We start from the raw sequence: 17,838 nt of genomic DNA on the forward strand, positions 1-17,838 counted from the left end.
GCCGCGACTCCTTGTCGCACCGGAACGGCCCGGCCAGACTCCGGCGGGTGCGCCGCTCACCCGCGCTGCTGGTGGCCGCCGTCCTGCTCACCGGCTGCGGCGGCCCGGTCGCCGCGGACGCTGCCGGCAGCCAGGGCCCGGACCCGATCCCGCTGGGAGACGTCGCCGGGGCCGACGACGGCGTCCTCGGGGTCGCCTCCCTCCCCGACGGGCGGTCGGTCGTCCTGCTCGCCCCGCCCGGCGGCCCGCTCACCCTCGCCGACGTCGCCGCCGACGGCACCGCCACCGCCGTCCCCGTGCCCGGCCTCGACGCCGAGCGGCCCGGCCTCACCCGCATCGCGGCCACCGGCGACGGCGTGGTCGTCGTCGGCACGGCCGCGGGGCGCGTAGCCCTGGTCGCCGTCGGCCCGCAGGGCGCCGGCGAGGTCCAGCCGGTCGGCACGATCGGCGCCGCCGACGTCGCGGCCGTCCACGTCGCCGGCGGCACCGACTCGCTGCACCTCGCGCTCGGCGGCATCACCGGCACCGCGCGGGTGGTCGCCGTCGACCCGGCGACCGGCGCCGTCCGCGGTACCGCCACGCTGCCCGGCACCCCGCGCGACCTGCAGCCGACCGGCGACGGCGGCGCGGTCGTCGCCACCGAGGACGGGCCGGCGGCCGCCGTCACCACGGTCGACGCCGCGGCGGCCGTCGTGGGCGCGACGCCGCTCGGCAACGGGTCCGCGGGACCGCTGACCGTGGCAGGCGGCGAGGTGTACGCGACCGCCGGCAGCCGCGGCGAGCTGCGCATCACCCGCGGCGCCGAGGTGGTCACCACCGTCGACGGCGACCTGCCCGCTGCGATCGCCGTCGACGGGAGCACCGCCACGCTCGTCGACACCGTGTCCGACGCCGAGGTGCCGCGGGTGCTCGAGCGCACCGTCGACCTGGCCTCCGGGGAGGTGACCGGAGAGGTGGAGCTGTGCGACAGCGGGTCGGTCGCCGGGGCGGACCTCGACGACGAGGGCGGCGGCGCGGTGGTCGCCGACTGCCGCGGCGAGCCCACCCTCTGGCGCCTCGGCTAGGCCGGCGGCTTCCAACCCGGGTCGCGGCCGGTGGCGCCCAGCAGGCGGTCGAGCGCGGGCGCGCCGGCGGGCACCGGCACGACCGGCCCGTACAGGCTCGGCGGGCGGTCGTCGCCGAAGGACTCGGCGAACTCCCGGCACGCGTCGGCCGCCGCTAGGTCGACGTCGTAGGGCTGTCCGGTGGCGACGGCGAGGTCCCAGCCGTGCACGACCACCTCGTCCAGCGCGACGACGGCGGTGACGTCGCCCGGCATCTCCACGCCGCCGGCCGCCGTCATCCCCTCCCACGCGGCCGGGTCGCGCCAGGCGGCGGCCAGCGCGTCGAGCTCGGCGGGGATGCGGGTGCGCCAGTCGGCGGGCAGATGCGCCGGGTCGACCGACGCGGCGCCCTCGACCGGCGTCTTCGCCGCGGCCATCCGGAACGCGTACGCCAGCCCGGCGAGGTGACCGAGGAGGCCCGCGACGGAGGTGCCGGCGCAGGGCGTGGGGGCGTCGAGTTGCTCGTCGCGGATGCCGGCGACCACCCCCGCCGTCGTCGCCGCGGCCGGTCCCAGGTCGAAGGTCATGGACGGCAGACCGGACGGCGCGCCGGGACTCATCGCCGTCGCGGGAACGGAGTAAGAAGGACAGCCGTGACCGCGGGACGAGGGAGCGACGCCGTCCTGGTGCTGCCCAGCGCCGGACCCGACCCGATCCCGCTGCCGACCGCGCTGGCCGCCGTCCTCGGGTACGCGCGCGGCCGCCGGCCGCTGTTCTTCCGCTCCCCCAGCCAGCCGCAGGGACGCTGGGTTGAGGTGCTCGCCTACGCCCTCGACCGCTTCGACGGCCAGGCGCCCGAGACCGCCGACCGGCCCACCGACCGCGACGTCCTCGTCGCCGAGGGCCTGCACGGCCGGCTCGACCCGGCCGCCTGGCGGGAGGTGCGCGGCACCCTCGACGACGTCTGGCCGCTGGTGCGCACGATGCTCGACCGCGCCGCCGGCCGCCCGATGTGGGAGCTGCCCGACGACGAGTTCTCCGTGCTCGGCGAGCCCGGCACCGTCGGCGCGGCGCTGCGCACGCTCACCGGCTCGCCGGGCGCCCGGCACGTGGTCGCCGCGCTGCACTCGCGGTACCCGGGGCTCGTGCCGCTGGTCGACGGCGTCACGCGGCGCCAGCTCTACGGCCACGTGAGCGAGGGCGACAGCGGACCGGAGGCCGTCGTGCACCGCGAGCTCACCGCCAACGCCGCCGCGTTCGCCTCCCTGGAGACGGCGACGGCGGCGCTCATCGGCCGTCCGCTCACCCGGCTGCGCCTGCACGACGTGCTGCTCTGGCTGTCCGGGTCGCTGCGGATGACGCACGCGGTCGCCGTCGGCCGGGCGCTGGCCGCCGACTCCGAGCAGGGCCTGGACGCGCTGCTGCCCGCCTGAACCGTCGGACCCCCGCGGCACCGTGCCGCCATGCCCGTCGATCTGCTCCCCCTCGTCGACGACCCGCACGCGGTCGAGGACCTGCGCCGGCACGACGCGCCGTTCTACCCCGGCCGGCGCTTCGCGTTCCTCGGCGCCCGCGACCCGGTGCGCGTCACCGCCGACGACCTGGTCGCCGTCGGGCTGGTCGGCGTCACGCTGCCGGGCGACGTCGCCCTCGACCTGCTGGAGGGCGACCTCGGTCTCGACGTCGCCGACTGCCTCGCCCAGGTCCCGGACGACGTGCCGGTCGGCGACCCGCGCGCTCCCGGGCTGCTCGGGACGGCGTCGTCGCTCGGCCTCGCGCGGGACCTGCTCGAGGAACGCGCGGGCCTGCGCGCCGCCGGCACGCTGCTCGCGCGCAAGCGGCCCCTGCTCGTGCCGGTGCCCGACCCCGTCGTGTGGTGCGCGCTCGACGTGACCGGCGACGGGTGGGACTGGGCGCTGGACGCGTTCGCGGACGACGACCTCGTGGACCGGGTGACCGCGGTCCGGCGGGCGGCCGGGCTCGTCACGACGGGGGACCTGCGCGCGCTGCAGGACCTGGTGTGGATGCGTCACCACCGCGAGCACCTGCGCGTCCGCTGCGCCGGGCTGCGACTGCCCGCGGCCTGAGGGTGCCGGTCGGCGTCCGGCCTGCCGATGGACAGGAGGACCCCTCCGGAAGGACGCCCGTGCACCCCCCGCTCGACCGCATGTCCCGCTCGATCTCCACCGGCCACCTGCTGGCCGACTGCGAGCGGTGGTGCCGCGACGTCCTCCCGCCGCGCGAGGCCTGGGTGCAGCGGACGGCGCCCGCGCGGAGCAACGTCACCTCGCTGCGGGACGCCGCGCAGCGCCTCCGCGAGGGGACGCAGCACCGCCTCGCCAGTTGATCATCGGATGCGTGCCGCCGACACGCGCGGACACGCCGGAGCGAGCGGCACACATCCGATGATCAACACGTAGGCCACCGCCGGCACCCGGGATTCACCCCGGCGCACGACGGGCAGCCACAGCCCGTGACCGGCACCGCGCGCTCCGCCTCCCGCCCGATGCCCGGCGTCACCGGCGTCGACGAGTCCGCCGGCGTCGACCCGGCCCGCACCGAGGTGCCCCGACCCGGCGCCGTGCGCGTCGAGAGCCTGCGCTGGGGCGACGGCCGCGAGGCACCGGTGACCGAGCGCGACGACCTCGGCTACGCCGACCTGCGCACCTACGCCTCGATCGGCGACGGCCGCACCCTCGCGCTGGTCGCCCGCGACGGCCGGATCGACTGGCTGCCGCTGCCCGAGCTCGACGGCGCCCCGGTGTTCGGCGCGCTGCTCGACACCGACAACGGCGGCTGCCTGGAGCTGTGCCCCGACGGCGAGTTCACCGTCGCCCGCGCGTACGTCGGCGACTCGAACGTCCTGGCCACGACGTTCACCACGCCCACCGGCCGGGTCCGGGTCACCGACGCGCTCAACACCGGCATCGCCGGCCGGCTGCCCTGGGTCGAGCTGGCCCGCCGGGTCGAGGGGCTCGAGGGATCGGTGACGATGCGCGGCACCGTCCGCCCGGGCACCTGCCTGAACACCGTCAGCCCGTGGGTGCACGACACCACGCACGGTCCAGTGCTGCGGGTGGCCGGCCTGACCCTCGCCGTCCGCACGCTGGCCGCCGACGACGTGACCGCCGCCGACCGCCGCATCGACGTCACCTTCACCACGCACGCGGGCTCGCGGCACCTGCTCGCCGTCGTCGGCACCGAGGACGAGCCGCTGTTCCTCCCGCCGCCGGAGGCCATCGACGCCGGCATCGACCGCACCGTCGACCGCTGGGGCGCGTGGATGGACGCCTTCGAGTGGAAGGGGCCGTGGGCCGACGCCGTCCGCCGCAGCACGCTCATCCTCAAGCAGCTCATCCACGCCTCGACCGGCGCGATCGTCGCCGCGCCGACGACGTCGCTGCCCGAAGGCCCGGCCGGCGGGCGCACCTGGGACTACCGCTACGCCTGGGTGCGCGACTCCGCCTATGCCCTCGTGGCACTCATCCGGTTCGGCCTGCGCGAGGAGACCCACGGCGCGATGAGCTGGCTGCTGTCGGTGATGCGCCGGCACGGGCCCGAGCCGCGGGTCTGCTACACCGTCGACGGCGGCCGCAGCGACGGCGTCACCGTGGCCGACGTGCCCGGCTGGCGCGGCATCGGCCCGGTGCGGGTGGGCAACGCCGCGGCCGACCAGCTGCAGCTCGGCGTCTTCGGCGACGTCTTCGGCATCGTGTCGCTGTACGTGGAGAACGGGCACGTGCTCGACGCCGGGACCGGCCGGATGCTCGCCGGCATCGCCGACCTCGCCTGCGACCGCTGGCAGGTGCGCGACTCCGGCATGTGGGAGCTGCCGGAGCTGCGCCACTACACGACGTCGAAGCTCGGCTGCTGGCAGGCGCTGACCAAGGCCGTGGAGCTCGCCGAGCGCGGGCAGATCCCCGGCGACCCGGCGCGGTGGGCACACGAGGCCGAGCGGATCGCTGCGTGGGTGGACGAGAACGCGTGGGACGCCGAGCGCGGCGCCTACGTCTGGTACCCGGGCTCGGACGCGCTGGACGCCTCGATCGTGCTGCACGCGATCAGCGGCTTCGACCGCGGCGAGCGGATGAGCTCGACACTGGACGCGCTGCGCCGCGAGCTCGGCGCCGGCCCGCACCTGTACCGCTTCACCGGCGCGTCCGACGTCGAGGGCGTCTTCCTGCCGTGCTCGTTCTGGACCGTCTCGGCGCTCGCGCTCTGCGGCCGGCGCGAGGAGGCGTACGCGCTCATGGACGAGCTGATGACGACGGCGAACGACGTCGGCCTGCTGCCTGAGGTGCTCGACCCGGCCACCGGCGACTGGCTGGGCAACCTCCCCCAGGCGCTCACCCACCTGGCGCTGATCAACGCCGCGATCACGGTCGGCACCGACGACGACCCGGCGGAGACCCGCTAGGACCGGCTCAGACCCCGGCCAGCACCGCGCGGACCTCGGCGTCCCAGGCGCGCACCCGCTCGGCGAGGTCGGCGGCCGCGGCGTCGAGCGGGACGGGCAGGCCGCGCACCGCGACCTCGGGCAGCCGCAGCGAGGGCAGGTCGGCCAGCCCGACGGGACCGGCCGGCCGCTCGGTGGCCAGCGCCGCGCGGATGCGCGCCATGTCGACCGCCCGCGACCAGGCGGGCACCGGGTCGCGCAGCGGGTCGACGCCGAAGACGGCGGCGCGCTGCAGGTGCGCCCGGCGGCGGGCGCGCAGCTGCCAGGGCCGCGCCGGCGCCATCGCGGAGGGGGGCACCGCGGCCGCGACCGCGTCCACCCACGCCCGGCGCCAGGTCTCGTCGGCGCGGTCCAGAGCCGCGGCGGCGAGGGCGGCGGCCTCCGACCACGCCGTCCACACCGGGTCGTCGTGCTGCATCCGGTGGCCCTCCCTTCCGTCGCGTGTGCCGGGGACCATGGTGAGCGCCGCCGTCCGCCCGCGCCCGTCGGGCCCCCGTCCGCGGAGTGGGCGATGCTGCCGGTCGTGACCGACGACCCGTACCGGCTGTCCCGCTTCGTCGACGCCCAGACCGACACCTACGCCCAGGCGCTCACCGAGCTGCGCGCCGGGCACAAGACCAGCCACTGGATGTGGTTCGTGTTCCCGCAGGTCGAGGGCCTGGGCCGCAGCGCGACCGCGCAGCGCTACGCGATCAGCGGGCTCGACGAGGCGCGCGCCTACCTGGCGCACCCCGTGCTCGGCGAGCGCCTGGTCGAGGCGGCGCGGGCGCTCACCGACCTGCCCGGCCGCGACGCCGCCGCCGTCCTCGGTCCCGTCGACGCGCAGAAGCTGCGCTCGTCGATGACCCTGTTCGCGCACGCCGACCCGGCGCAGCCGGTGTTCCGCGCCGTGCTGGACCAGTACTTCGGCGGCGAGGAGGACGGGGCGACGACGTCGCGGCTGTAGTCCTGGAGCCAGTCGTGCTCTGCCCCGCCTCCGTGGGTAGAGCACGACTCCGCTCCGGACACCTGTGCTTCCGCTGGCGCAACCGGACGTTGCGGGTGAGTTGCGGATCGCGACCGTCCGGCGGGCGGTCGCGCCCCGGGTCGGCGACCCTTGATCACGTGAGCGACAACAGCGGATCCGGGTACGTCACCAGCGGCCAGGAGTACAGCCGCGACACGAACTACATCACCGACCGGATCACCGCCGACGGGTCGAGCCCCTGGCCCGTGGAGGCCGGCCGGTACCGGCTGGTCATCGCGCGGGCGTGCCCCTGGGCCAACCGCGCGGCGATCGTGCGCCGGCTGCTCGGGCTGGAGCAGGCCTTCTCGATGGGCATCTGCGGACCCACGCACGACGAGCGCAGCTGGACCTTCGACCTCGACCCCGGCGGCCGCGACCCGGTGCTGGGCTACGAGCGGCTGCAGGAGGCCTTCTTCGCCCGCGACCCGGAGTACCCGCGCGGCATCACGGTCCCGGCGATGGTCGACGTCCCGACGAAGGCCGTCGTCACCAACGACTTCATGCAGATGACGCTCGACTTCTCCACCGAGTGGACGGCGCACCACCGCGACGGCGCCCCCGACCTCTACCCCGAGCACCTGCGGGACGAGATGGACGCCGTCATGAAGCGCGTCTACACGGAGATCAACAACGGCGTGTACCGGTGCGGGTTCGCCGGCTCGCAGGACGCCTACGACGCGGCCTACGAGCGGCTGTGGACGGCGCTGGACTGGCTCGAGGAGCGGCTGACGACGCAGCGCTACCTCATGGGCGACACGATCACCGAGGCCGACGTCCGGCTGTTCACCACGCTGGCCCGCTTCGACGCCGTCTACCACGGCCACTTCAAGGCGAACCGGCAGAAGCTCTCCGAGATGCCGGCGCTGTGGGGCTACGCGCGCGACCTGTTCCAGACGCCGGGGTTCGGGGACACCACCGACTTCCCGCAGATCAAGGAGCACTACTACGTGGTGCACGCCGACATCAACCCGACGCAGGTCATCCCGATGGGGCCCGACACCCGCAACTGGCTGACCCCGCACGGGCGCGAGGAGCTCGGCGGCTCACCGTTCGGGGACGGGACGCCGCCCGGTCCGGTGGCGCCCGGCGAGGAGGTGCCGGAGTCGCACGGCCCGGGCGGGATCGGCCACCGCCCCGACGAGGAGCGGCAGTCCTGAGCCCGGTCGGCGGGGGCGGTCAGCAGCCGCCTCCGCCGTCCCCTCCCCCGCCACCACCGCCGGCGTCAAAGCCACCACCGCCGCCGTCGGCGGCGGTGTAGCCGGCGGCGCCGCCGGCCAGATAGCGGCCGGAGTGGCCGCGGCCGACGCCGTAGCCGCCGGCGGCGTCCCAGGAGCCGCCCCGCCGCTCAGCGCGGACGCGGTTGCGCTGCTGTGCCAGTGCCAGGAGGAGGACCACCGCCACCGCGGCGATCACCACGACTGCCGTCATGGCGGAACGGTCCCGCATCCGGCTCGTGCGCGCCAGGGACCTCCGGCTCGGCGGCGCTCAGTCGCCGCCGCCACCGCCTCCGCCGCCGTCCCCGCCGCCACCGCCGTCGCCGCCGCCCCAGCCGCTGTCGGAATGCGAGTGCGAGCCGCCGTCGTAGCCGTCACCGCCGTACCAGGTGCCGCCGTCGCCACCGCCGCTGCTGCGGTGGCGCGGCCGGTGGCGGGGCGCGCGGAGGCGGTTGGTCAGCGCGCCGACAGCGAAGGAGAAGGCGACCGTGAGGGCGATCACGACCAGGACGACCGTCATGGGCGGCACTGTGCCCGATGGGTCCGCGGTGCGGGGGGATCTCCCGCGCGGTCAGGCGGCGGCCGGGGCCTCCGGCTCGGGCAGCTCGTCGCGGGGCCGGTCGAGCGCGGCGTGCGCGAGGGTCCCGAGGTCGAGCCACTCGAGCAGGAACCGGGAGCCGTGGACCTCGACGACCGTCGCGTCCTCCCGTCGTGGGACCAGGGTCGGACGAGTCGTCATGACGTCATGACAGCACATCTCCGTGTCGAACGGGTGGCCTGTCGACGTCGCCGAGGTGTCCGCCGAGAGGTCGACGGAGGCGGCGGTGCACCCACCGCCTCCGTCGGCCTGAGGATCGGGCGGGGAGGTCAGGGGTGCCCCGACGGCGCGGCCGTGCGTGGAACCCCCAGCCCCGATACCTCCCCGCCCGGTGGCCCCGGCCCAGCCGGAGGCCAGGACGGGGTCACACCCGGGAGGCAGCGCCCAGCGCGGCGATGTGGTGCGGGCGGGACCCGGACCCGGCCGGCGGCTGGAGCGCGCCTGGCGAGGAGGTCAGTCGGGCGAGAAGGAGGGGTCGCGCAGGTAGGCCGACGCGACCGCCGGGGCCGGCGCGGGCACGAGGAGCTCGAAGGCGCCCGGTGCCGGGAGCCCAGCCGAGAGGACGGCGGCAACCGCCGCGGGCCCACCGGACGAGGACTGCGAGGAGCCCGACGGCGCGCTGGGCGCGACGGGCGGCATGGTGCCGGTGTCACCGGCGGGCAGGGTCGGGAGCGGCGCCGGTGCCGGGGTGCGGTGGTGCCCGGCCGGGTGCGGCGCCGCCGGCGCGGTCAGGTCCGCGGTGAGCGGCGCGACGGCCTCGGCGATCGAGCGGACGGCGACTGTCCGGACGTCGGCCGGGACGACGTCGGCCGCGACGGCGTCGGCCGGGACGGCGCCGGCCGGGGCGACGGTGACCGCGGACGCGGCGGCCGCCAGGGTGGCCGGGATGACGGCGGCCGGGGCGGCGGCGGTGGGTGCGGTGCTCGCGGTGGTCGCGGTGGTGGCGGGCTGAGTGGCCGCCGCCACGACCGTGGTGGCCGGCTCGGCGACCCCGACGACGACCGGCCGGAGAACGGGAGGGGCGGCCGGGGCCGCCACCTCGATCACCGGCGCGACGACCGGGACCACGACCTCGATCACCGGCGTCACGACGGGAGCGATGGCCTCGGCGACGGGTGAGACCACGGGCGGCACGACCGTCTCGACCACCGGGACCACGACGCCGACCACCGGCGGGACGTCCGAGTCCACCACCGGGGTCGACACCTCGATCGCCGGCGGGACCACGGCGTCCACCACCGGGGTCGACACCTCGATCGCCGGCTCGACGACCGGCGGCACGACCGCCTCGACCACGGGGACCACGACGTCCACGACCGGCGGCACGACGGCCTCGACGTCGGGGACGACGACCGGAGCCACGACCTCGTCGACGACGGGAGCGAGCACCTCGGTGACCGGCTGCAGCACCGGCGGGACGACGGTCTCGACCACCGGGGTCAGCACCTCGACCACCGGCTCGAGGGCCGGCGGGACCACGACCTCCACGACCGGGACGACGACCTCTGTCACCGGCGGCAGGACGGAGTCGACGACCGGCACCACGACCTCGGCCACGGGCGGCACGACACCGCGGAGGACCGGTCTCACCACGGCATCGACCACGGGCGTGACGCCCCGGGCAACCGGCGCCCCGACCGGCTTCAGGACTGGCGGAACGACTCCGGTCACCGGCGACACCACCGGCGGCACCACGGTCTCCACCACCGGAGGCGCGACCTCGACCACCGGCACGACGACCTCAGTGACCGGTTCGAGGACCGGCGGCACCACGGCGTCGACCACCGGCGCCACGACCTCGACCACCGGCGGGAGGACGGCCTCGACAGCCGGCGGCACGACGGTCTCGACAGCCGGCGGCACGACGGCCCCGACAGCCGGCGTGACGACCTCGGTGACCGGCTCGGTCACGCTCTCGACGACCGGCGCGACCACCTCAGTGGCCGGCTCGGTCACGCTCTCGACGACCGGCGCGACCACCTCAGTGACCGGCGCGGTCACGCTCTCGACGACCGGCGCGACCACCTCAGTGACCGGCGCGACGACGGCCTCGACCGCGTTGGTCACCGGCTCGGCGGCGGGCTGCACGACCTCCGCGACGACCGGGGCGACCACCTCGGACACGGGCTCGGTCACCGCGTCGCCGACCGGCGCGACCGTCTCCACCACCGGCTGCAGCGTCTCCGCGGGAACGCCGGCGGCAGCCTCGACCGGAACGAAGACCTCCGCGACCGGCTCGGTCACCGCGTCGACGACCGGCTCGACGGTCTCGACGACCGGCTGCAGCGTTTCCGCGGGAACGTCGGCGACGGCCTCGACGACCGGAGCCACGACATCCGTCACCGGCTCGGGCACCGCGTCGACGACCGGCTGCGCGACCTCCTCGACCACCGGAGCGACGACCTCGGCGGCCGGCTCGGTCACGGCCTCGGCCGCTCCCCCGAGCACGCCGCCGGCCGGCGCGAGCGGGTCCTCGGCCCGCGCCCGGGAGTCGGAGACGGCGAGCAGAACCGCGTACAGGCACGCGACGAGGCCGACGAGCAACAGAGCTCGCCTGAGCCACGCATGGGCGGTCTGCGCCGCCGGTGCCGAGCCGGTCCTCGCCACGGACGGAGATTAGATCCGTCCGGGTCCGTCCGCTCGTCGATCACGCGGATCTCAGACGATCCGGATCCGGAGCCGCCGGAACCCGCGCCCCTTGTTCTCCAGCTTCACCACCTCGACCCGGCCGACCATCGCCGTCGAGGCCACGTGCGTGCCGCCGTCGGCCTGCAGGTCCAGGCCCACGATGTCGACGATCCGCACCTGCTCGATGTCGGGCGGCAGCAGGTCGGTCGCGGTGCGGATGAGGTCCGGGATGGCGTAGGCCTCCGCGCGGGGCAGCGTGCGCACCTCGATGCGCCGGTCGGCGACGATCTCGGCGTTCACCGCCTCGGCGATGCGGTCGCGGAAGTCGGCCGGCACCTCGGGCAGGTCGAAGTCCATCCGCGCGGTCAGCGGCTCCATGTTGCCGCCGGTGACCTTCGCGCCGAAGTCGCGGAGCACCACGCCGGTGAGCACGTGCAGCCCCGAGTGGGTGCGCATCAGCGCGGTGCGCCGCTCGTCGTCGAGGGCCCCGCGCACGGCGGTCCCGGGCGGCGGCAGCGGGTCGCCCTCGACCGGGACCAGGTACAGCTCGTCGCCCCTGCGCGTGCCGGCGATCCGGGTGCGCACCCCGCCCCACAGCAGCACGCCCTCGTCCGGCGGCTGCCCGCCGCCGCCGGGGTAGAACGCCGACCGGTCCAGCACGATCCCCTGCTCGGGGTCGGCGGCGACGACGGTGGCGTCCCACTCCCGGACGGTGGCGTCGTCGAGGTCGAGGCGGTGGGTGTGCCCGTGCAGGTCAGCGCTCACGGGACGGCATCCTGCCGAACGCTCAGGCGGCCGGGCGGAGCTCCTCCGCGCGGGCGAGGAACGCCTCCACCAGCCGGGCACAGGACGCGGCCGACTCCGGCGCCCGCTCGGCGATCTCCCGCCGCAGCGCGGGCACCAGCGCGGCGGCCTCGGGCGGCGGCGGGCCGGTGAGCTCCCAGGTCTCCTCCCACGCCGAGAAAGCGCCCGGGTCGATCTCCGGGTGGAACTGCACGCCCAGGTGCGGGCCGGAGACGAACGCTTGCACCGCGCGCCCGGTGCGGGCCACCTCCACCGCGCCGGGCGGCACGGTGAACCGGTCGCCGTGGTACTCGAACCACGGTCCGGCCGGGACCAGCGCGGGGTCGGCGGTCTCGACGTCGAGGAAGCCGTGCTCGCCGGCCGGCGCCTGCGCCACCACCCCGCCGAGCACCCGCGACAGCGCCTGCCCGCCGAAGCAGACGCCGAGCACCGGCGTCCCGACGGCGACCGCCCAGCGCAGGTACGCGAGCTCGCCGGCCAGCCACGGGACGGTGTCGTCGTAGGCGGCCGCGCCGGACCCCATGACCACCACCGTGCGCAGCGCCGCCGGGTCGGGCAGCTCGGTCATCAGGGGCGAGGGTCCGACGGTCGTGCCGACGACGACCTCCAGCCCCTGGGCCTCCAGCGCCGGGCGGAGCGTGCCCACGAGGCGGTGCCCGCGGGAGGGGTCGGCGTCGTGGACGAGGACGAGAGCGGTCGTCACGGGTGCAGTATCGGCAGGTGCCCGAGGAGCCCGGAACGACGACGGCGCGGACCGTCCCCACCGGCGACGTCGACCTCGCGGCCACCCTCGGCGCGGTCGCGTGGCTGCCCGGCGACCCGACGGTGCGGGTCGGGGCGAGCCGGTTCGAGCGCGCCACCTGGACGCCGGAGGGCCCCGGCACCGTCGTCGTCACCTGGGACGGCGGCAGCGCGCGGGTCGAGGCGCACGGCGACGGCGCCGGCTGGCTGCTCGAGCGCGCGCCCCGGCTGCTCGGCTGCGAGGACGACGTGACCGGCTTCGACCCCGCCACGCCACCGCTGCGCGACCTCTGGCGCCGGCACCGCCGCCGGCGCATCGCCCGCACCGGCACGCTCTGGCACGACCTGGCCTGCCTGGTCGTGCAGCAGCGGGTCAGCCGCGCCGACGCCGCCGACCAGTGGCGCCGTCTGGTCACCGCGCACGGCTCCCCCGCGCCCGGCATCCCGGGCCTGTGGGTGCCGCCCGCGCCAGAGGTCGTCGGCCGGCTGTCGACGCCGAAGCTGCACCTCACCGGCCTGGAGCGGCGGCGGGCGCAGACGCTCGTCACCGCCGCCGTCGCGCTGGCCCGGCACCAGGACCTCGCCGACAGCGACGTCGCCGCGGGGACGGCGGCGCTGCGCAGCGTGCCGGGCGTCGGCCCGTGGACCACCGGCTGCCTGGCCGCGCTGACCTGGGGCGACCGCGACGCCGTCATCCCCGGCGACAGCGGCATCCCCTCCCTCGTGGCGTGGGTGCTCGCGGGCCGCAGGCGGGCCGACGACGCCGCGATGCTCGAGCTGCTGGAGCCGCACCGCCCGCACCGCTACCGGGTGCTCGGGCTGGTCATGGCCAGCGGGCGGAGGCCCCCGCGCCACGGGCCGCGCGGACGCAGCGAGGACATCACCCGGCTGTGAGCCACTGCACACCGCACCAGCCGGTGCACGGTGGGTCACGGACGTCCCGGGCGCGTCGCGCAGGCGCTCCCGGTGATCGGCGAGAGCGAGCACGCTGACCGGGCGGCGGTGCCGCGCGGGCGCCGCCGTCTGCGACAGGAGGACGGCATGTACGCACGCTCGACCACGCTCACCGGTGCGCCCGCCACCATCGACGACGGCATCGCCCACGTCTGCGACGAGGTCATGCCCGCGATCACCGCGATGCCCGGCTGCATGGGGATGTCGATGCTGGCCGACCGGGCGACCGGCCGGTGCATCGTCACCTCCTCCTGGCGCGACCTCGCCGCGATGCGCAGCAGCGCCGACGCCGTCCGCGGGCTGCGCGAGCGCGCCGCCTCGGTGTTCGGCGGCCCGCCCGAGGTGCACGACTGGGAGGTCGCGGTCATGCACCGCCGGTCCGAGTCGCCCTCGGGCGCCGGCTGCCGGGTGACCTGGTTCCGCATGGAGCCGGCCGCCGTCGACCGGGTGCTCGACGCCTACCGCTCGGTGATGGTGCCGCGCATGGAGGACTACCCCGGGTTCTGCAGCGTGAGCCTGTTCCTCGACCGCGAGGAGGGCCTGGCCGCCTCCGCGGTGGTGTTCGAGGACCGCGACTGCATGGAGGCCAGCCGCACCCACGCGCGCGCCAGCCGCGACGACTTCGCCCGCCTCATGAAGGTCGCGATCATCGACGCCGACGAGTTCGACCTCGTCCTCGCCCACCTGCGCGTGCCCGAGACCGTCTGACCGGCGGGCCGCCTGCCGTGGAAACCGCGATGGCCCAGGCGGTCCGCCTGGGCGCCGCGGCCGACGCGCTTGCCGCGCTGGCCGCCTCCCTCCGCCTGGAGACCGAGCACCTGGACGCCGACCCCGCGGTCCGCCGGCTGCTCGCCGAGGTGACCATGGAGCTGCTGGGCGAGGGCGGCGCCGCCGACCCCGCCGCGGCGGTCCCGGTCGTGGGGGTGGCGCGGGCCGTCCTCCGGCAGGCCCTGGACCTGGTCGAGGACCCGGGCCGCAGCGGGGGCTGGGACCGCGTCGACGTGCCGCTGCTGCAGAGCACCGGCCGGATGTCGATGGGCATCGCGGGCGCCGTGCGCGCCGCCGAGCGGGAGCTCGACGGCCTCGGGGAGGCACTCGCCGCCCCGGGCGGCCGTTTCCTCGACGTCGGCACGGGCGTCGGCTGGCTCGCCGTCGCGCTGGCGCACGCCTACCCGCGGCTGCAGGTGACCGGGATCGACCTGTTCGCGCCGTCGCTCGACCTCGCCCGCGGCAACGTGGCGACCGAGGGCCTGGCCGACCGCGTGACACTGCGGCAGCAGGACGCCGCCGAGCTCGACGAGGCGGCCGCCTACGACGCCGTCTGGCTGCCGATGCCGTTCCTCCGGCGCGACGCCGTCGCACGGGTGGTGGCCGCGGCCTGCCGCGCGCTGCGGCCCGGCGGCTGGCTGCTGGCCGGTACGTTCACCGGCCCCGGCGACCGGCTGTCGCAGCTGCTCACCGACCTGCGCACCGTGCGCTCCGGCGGCCATCCGTGGCCGCCGGACGAGCTCGTCGCCCTGCTCTGCGACGCCGGGCTCGCCGGCGCGCGGGAGGTGACGCGGACCTGGGCGGCGCCAGTGCGGCTCTGGGCCGCCCGGCGCCCCCGATAGGCCGAGCGGAGCGGCTCAGACGACCGCGGTGAAGGCCGGCCAGACGTCGTCGGGGCCGGCCGCCACCAGCGCGGCACCGAGCGTGCGGGACCAGGTCAGCTCGGAGCCGGCCTCGTCGCGCCACGACCAGCAGCGCCGGGTGAGGTGGTGCAGCCGGTGCTCCTGGGTGAACCCGATCGCGCCGTGCACCTGGTGGGCGAGCTTGGCCACCCGCTCCACCGCCTCGCCGGCCCGCACCTTGGCGGCCGCGGCGGCCAGCGGCAGGGTCTCCTCGCCGCGGCCGAGGGCCTGGACGGCGGCGTCGACGAGCGCGGCGGTAGCGGTGACCTCGCCGGCCATCTGCGCGAGCTCCATCTGGATCGCCTGGAACTTGCCCAGCGGCCGGCCGAACTGCACCCGCTCGCCGGCGTACTGCACCGTCCAGGCGAGCACCTGCTGCAGCGCCGCGGAGATCTGCACCGCGCGGGCCAGGGCGTAGCGGGCACGCAGCTGGGCGGCCCGCGCCGGGTCCAGCAGCGCGCCGGGCACGCCGACGCCGTCGAGCACGAGCGAGCCGCGCGGCTCCCCGGCGAGGTTGACCGCACGCGACGCCGTCAGTCCCGAGGCGTCGACGACGGCGAGCACCGCGCCCTCGATGCCGGCCGGCGGGGTGGCGAGCACCGCGACGTGCCGCGCGACGCCGGCCCACGGGACGTCGGTGGCGGTGCCGGTGAGCACGAACCGACCGGGGCCGTCGCCGTCGTCGGAGGGCTCGGCGGCCACCGTGCCCTCGAACGCCACGGTCAGCGGCTCGTCGGGCGAGGGCAGGTCGAGGTCGGCGGCCACGAGCGCGGGCCCGGCGACGAGCAGCTGCTCGGCCACCGGCACGGCGCCGGCCCCGGCGGCCAGGGTGCGCACGACCGCGACGGCGTCGGCGAGCTCCCCGCCGGAGCCGCCGGCCTCCTCGGGCAGCCCGACGCCGGTCAGCCCGGCGTCGGCCAGGGCGGCCCACAGGCCCTCGTCCCACGACCGCTCGGCGGTGAGCACGAACGGCTCGTGCCCGTGGAGGATCTCCCGGACGGTCTCGACCACCAGGTCCTGGTCGGATGCCATCAGCGCAGCCCCAGCCCTCGCGCCACGATCCCCTTGAGGATCTCGTTGGTGCCGCCGCGCAGCGTGTAGCCCGGCGCGTGCAGCTGCGCCTCGGCCAGCGCCCGCCCGAGCGGGTCGGGGCTGTCCAGCGACGCCGGCACGTCGGCCACCCGGCGCACCTCGTCGACGACGTCCTGCTCGAACGTCGTCCCCACGTCCTTGACCAGCGCGGCCGGGATGTCGGGCAGCTCCCCGCGGTCCAGGGCCGCGGCGATGCGCAGCGACAGCTGGCGCAGCGCCAGCGCCCGTGACGACAGCCGGCCCAGCGTGGCCAGCTGCGCCGGGTCCTGCGTGGCGGCGGCGCGGCGGCCGAACTCCGCCAGCAGCGGCCAGGTGGACAGGAACCGCTCGGGGCCCGATCGCTCGAACGCGAGCTCCGCGGTCACCTGGTGCCAGCCGGCGCCCTCGGTGCCCAGCAGCATGTCGCCGGGGACGACGACGTCGCTGAACACGACCTCGTTGAAGTGGTGGCCGCCGTCGAGGATGCGGATCGGGTTGATGGCGATCCCCGGCAGCGACAGGTCGACCAGCAGCTGGGTGAGGCCCTGGTGCTTGCCGCGCGGGCCCTCCCCGGGCGGGCCGGTGCGCACCAGCACGATCGCGTAGTGCGAGTGGTGGGCGTTGCTCGTCCAGACCTTCGCGCCGTTGACGACGAAGTCGCCGTCGGCGTTGCGGGTGGCCCGGGTGCGGATGGAGGCGAGGTCGGAGCCGCTGTCGGGCTCGCTCATCCCGATGACGAAGTAGCACTCCCCCGCGGCGATGCGCGGCAGGATCTCCTTGCGCTGCGCCTCGGTGCCGTAGCGCAGCAGGTTCGGCCCGGACTGCCGGTCGGCGATCCAGTGCGCGGCCACCGGGGCGCCGGCGGCGAGCAGCTCCTCGGTGACGGCGTAGCGCTCCTGCGCGGTGCGCTCGTGGCCGCCGTACTCCTTCGGCCAGGTCATGCCGAGCCAGCCGCGGGCGCCGAGCTTGCGGGAGAACTCCGGGTCGACGCCGGACAGCCAGGTGTCGACGTGCGTGCTGAAGCTGCCGGCGGCGAGCTCCTCGGCGAGGAACTGGCGCACCTCGAGCCGCACGCGCTCGGCGGCCTCGGACGGTGGCGCGGGCGCCAGGGTGAGCTGGTCGGTGGTCATGCGGTCTCCCACGTCGGCGTGGCAGTGGTCACCGTCGGTTGTACAGGTCACCGACGTGTCGCACCCGCGGGCGGGGGTGTCGGATGTCCCACTCCCGGGACTGCATCCGGCCGTGCACCCGACGCGCCCGCGGGTCAGGAGCGGTCGTCGCCCGGGAAGGCGTCGGCGGCGAGCCGCCGCAGCTCCGCGACCGCGTCGCCCGCGGCGACCGCCAGCCGCCCGGCCGCCTCGGACACCAGCCGGCGGACGGTCGCCGGGTCGAAGCCGAGGAACTCCCCGATCCCGGCGGCGACGTCGGCCCCCGGGAAGGCCGGGGGCGGCTCGGCCCCGGACCGCTCCGGTGACCAGCGCATCGCGTCCCCGGAGACGGTCAGGTCGGCGCCCGCGCCGTCGAGCGCGTCGGACAGGTCCCCCGGCTCAGGTCCCACGGCCGCCTCCTCGCGGGTGGGCGCCGGCGCGGCCGGCGCTACGGGGATGGTCCGCCCGCCGGGACCGGGCGTCCACCGGTCAGGGCAGCCGGGTC

The 17,838-nt window shown here is 76.7% G+C and carries 21 protein-coding genes; 10 read left to right on the top strand and 11 right to left on the bottom strand.

Going from position 1 to position 17,838, the window contains the following annotated elements; genetic code table 11:
* Positions 1-47: 47 nt before the first annotated feature.
* Positions 48-1,064 (top strand): hypothetical protein, encoded by a 1,017-nt coding sequence (locus BUE37_RS12840; RefSeq protein WP_073420488.1) that lies wholly within the window; start codon positions 48-50, stop codon positions 1,062-1,064.
* Here BUE37_RS12840 and BUE37_RS12845 read toward each other — a convergent pair.
* The gene (locus BUE37_RS12845) at positions 1,061-1,630 is read right to left on the bottom strand and encodes a TIGR03086 family metal-binding protein (protein ID WP_073420489.1); all 570 of its coding nucleotides are present in this window, start codon (positions 1,628-1,630) and stop codon (positions 1,061-1,063) included. The two genes, BUE37_RS12840 and BUE37_RS12845, sit on opposite strands and share 4 nt — an antisense overlap.
* 66 nt (positions 1,631-1,696) lie before the next feature.
* On the opposite strand from BUE37_RS12845, the gene BUE37_RS12850 reads away from it, so the two are divergent.
* The 4 genes from BUE37_RS12850 to BUE37_RS12865 all read left to right on the top strand — a co-directional run bounded on the left by BUE37_RS12850 (position 1,697) and on the right by BUE37_RS12865 (position 5,460).
* Entirely contained in the window at positions 1,697-2,476 is a 780-nt protein-coding gene (locus tag BUE37_RS12850) for a DUF6308 family protein (RefSeq protein WP_073420490.1), read from the top strand.
* A 30-nt stretch (positions 2,477-2,506) separates the two neighbouring features.
* The gene (locus tag BUE37_RS12855) at positions 2,507-3,130 is read left to right on the top strand and encodes a DUF6308 family protein (RefSeq protein WP_073420491.1); all 624 of its coding nucleotides are present in this window, start codon (positions 2,507-2,509) and stop codon (positions 3,128-3,130) included.
* A gap of 59 nt (positions 3,131-3,189) precedes the next feature.
* Positions 3,190-3,390, top strand: a complete 201-nt coding sequence (locus BUE37_RS12860; protein WP_073420492.1) for a hypothetical protein — start codon at positions 3,190-3,192, stop codon at positions 3,388-3,390.
* A gap of 126 nt (positions 3,391-3,516) precedes the next feature.
* Complete coding sequence (locus BUE37_RS12865; RefSeq protein ID WP_245794578.1) at positions 3,517-5,460, top strand: glycoside hydrolase family 15 protein; 1,944 nt, start codon at positions 3,517-3,519, stop codon at positions 5,458-5,460.
* Between the two features lie 7 nt (positions 5,461-5,467).
* Here BUE37_RS12865 and BUE37_RS12870 read toward each other — a convergent pair whose 3' ends face one another.
* Positions 5,468-5,917, bottom strand: coding sequence for a hypothetical protein (locus BUE37_RS12870; protein WP_073420493.1), 450 nt, complete (start codon positions 5,915-5,917; stop codon positions 5,468-5,470).
* Between the two features lie 105 nt (positions 5,918-6,022).
* On the opposite strand from BUE37_RS12870, the gene BUE37_RS12875 reads away from it, so the two are divergent.
* Positions 6,023-6,445 carry a DUF1810 domain-containing protein gene (locus BUE37_RS12875; RefSeq protein ID WP_245794580.1) on the top strand — a complete coding sequence of 141 codons (423 nt, stop codon included), beginning with the start codon at positions 6,023-6,025 and terminating at the stop codon, positions 6,443-6,445.
* Between the two features lie 158 nt (positions 6,446-6,603).
* Positions 6,604-7,662, top strand: coding sequence for a glutathione S-transferase family protein (locus tag BUE37_RS12880; protein ID WP_073420495.1), 1,059 nt, complete (start codon positions 6,604-6,606; stop codon positions 7,660-7,662).
* Positions 7,663-7,681: 19 nt separating this feature from the next.
* Here BUE37_RS12880 and BUE37_RS12885 read toward each other — a convergent pair whose 3' ends face one another.
* From BUE37_RS12885 to BUE37_RS12900, 6 genes are all read right to left on the bottom strand, one after another.
* A complete protein-coding gene (locus BUE37_RS12885; protein ID WP_139252947.1) occupies positions 7,682-7,933 on the bottom strand; it encodes a hypothetical protein in 252 nt (83 codons plus the stop codon).
* Positions 7,934-7,990: 57 nt separating this feature from the next.
* The gene (locus BUE37_RS23365; protein ID WP_139252948.1) at positions 7,991-8,239 is read right to left on the bottom strand and encodes a hypothetical protein; all 249 of its coding nucleotides are present in this window, start codon (positions 8,237-8,239) and stop codon (positions 7,991-7,993) included.
* 51 nt (positions 8,240-8,290) lie between these two features.
* The gene (locus tag BUE37_RS23865) at positions 8,291-8,458 is read right to left on the bottom strand and encodes a hypothetical protein (protein WP_175562862.1); all 168 of its coding nucleotides are present in this window, start codon (positions 8,456-8,458) and stop codon (positions 8,291-8,293) included.
* 312 nt (positions 8,459-8,770) lie between these two features.
* Positions 8,771-10,861, bottom strand: a complete 2,091-nt coding sequence (locus tag BUE37_RS12890; protein ID WP_073420497.1) for a hypothetical protein — start codon at positions 10,859-10,861, stop codon at positions 8,771-8,773.
* Between the two features lie 114 nt (positions 10,862-10,975).
* Entirely contained in the window at positions 10,976-11,710 is a 735-nt protein-coding gene (locus BUE37_RS12895; protein ID WP_073420498.1) for an alanyl-tRNA editing protein, read from the bottom strand.
* Positions 11,711-11,732: 22 nt separating this feature from the next.
* A complete protein-coding gene (locus BUE37_RS12900; protein WP_073420499.1) occupies positions 11,733-12,452 on the bottom strand; it encodes a type 1 glutamine amidotransferase in 720 nt (239 codons plus the stop codon).
* 2 nt (positions 12,453-12,454) lie between these two features.
* On the opposite strand from BUE37_RS12900, the gene BUE37_RS12905 reads away from it, so the two are divergent.
* The 3 genes from BUE37_RS12905 to BUE37_RS12915 all read left to right on the top strand — a co-directional run bounded on the left by BUE37_RS12905 (position 12,455) and on the right by BUE37_RS12915 (position 15,054).
* A complete protein-coding gene (locus BUE37_RS12905; RefSeq protein ID WP_139252949.1) occupies positions 12,455-13,384 on the top strand; it encodes a DNA-3-methyladenine glycosylase family protein in 930 nt (309 codons plus the stop codon).
* A gap of 147 nt (positions 13,385-13,531) precedes the next feature.
* On the top strand, positions 13,532-14,152 hold the full coding sequence (locus BUE37_RS12910; RefSeq protein ID WP_073420501.1) for an antibiotic biosynthesis monooxygenase: 621 nt from the start codon (positions 13,532-13,534) through the stop codon (positions 14,150-14,152).
* 29 nt (positions 14,153-14,181) lie between these two features.
* Positions 14,182-15,054 (top strand): class I SAM-dependent methyltransferase, encoded by an 873-nt coding sequence (locus tag BUE37_RS12915; RefSeq protein WP_073420502.1) that lies wholly within the window; start codon positions 14,182-14,184, stop codon positions 15,052-15,054.
* A gap of 15 nt (positions 15,055-15,069) precedes the next feature.
* Here BUE37_RS12915 and BUE37_RS12920 read toward each other — a convergent pair whose 3' ends face one another.
* The 3 genes from BUE37_RS12920 to BUE37_RS12930 all read right to left on the bottom strand — a co-directional run bounded on the left by BUE37_RS12920 (position 15,070) and on the right by BUE37_RS12930 (position 17,743).
* Positions 15,070-16,146: an acyl-CoA dehydrogenase family protein gene (locus tag BUE37_RS12920; protein WP_073420503.1), complete on the bottom strand. Its 1,077-nt coding sequence runs from the start codon at positions 16,144-16,146 to the stop codon at positions 15,070-15,072.
* The gene (locus tag BUE37_RS12925; RefSeq protein ID WP_073420504.1) at positions 16,146-17,315 is read right to left on the bottom strand and encodes an acyl-CoA dehydrogenase family protein; all 1,170 of its coding nucleotides are present in this window, start codon (positions 17,313-17,315) and stop codon (positions 16,146-16,148) included. Before BUE37_RS12925 ends, BUE37_RS12920 begins: the two co-directional genes overlap by 1 nt.
* Before the next feature lie 134 nt (positions 17,316-17,449).
* A complete protein-coding gene (locus BUE37_RS12930; RefSeq protein WP_073420505.1) occupies positions 17,450-17,743 on the bottom strand; it encodes a hypothetical protein in 294 nt (97 codons plus the stop codon).
* Positions 17,744-17,838 lie beyond the last annotated feature (95 nt).

Origin of the sequence: Geodermatophilus nigrescens, from assembly GCF_900129495.1 — a bacterium.
Lineage (GTDB): Bacteria > Actinomycetota > Actinomycetes > Mycobacteriales > Geodermatophilaceae > Geodermatophilus > Geodermatophilus nigrescens.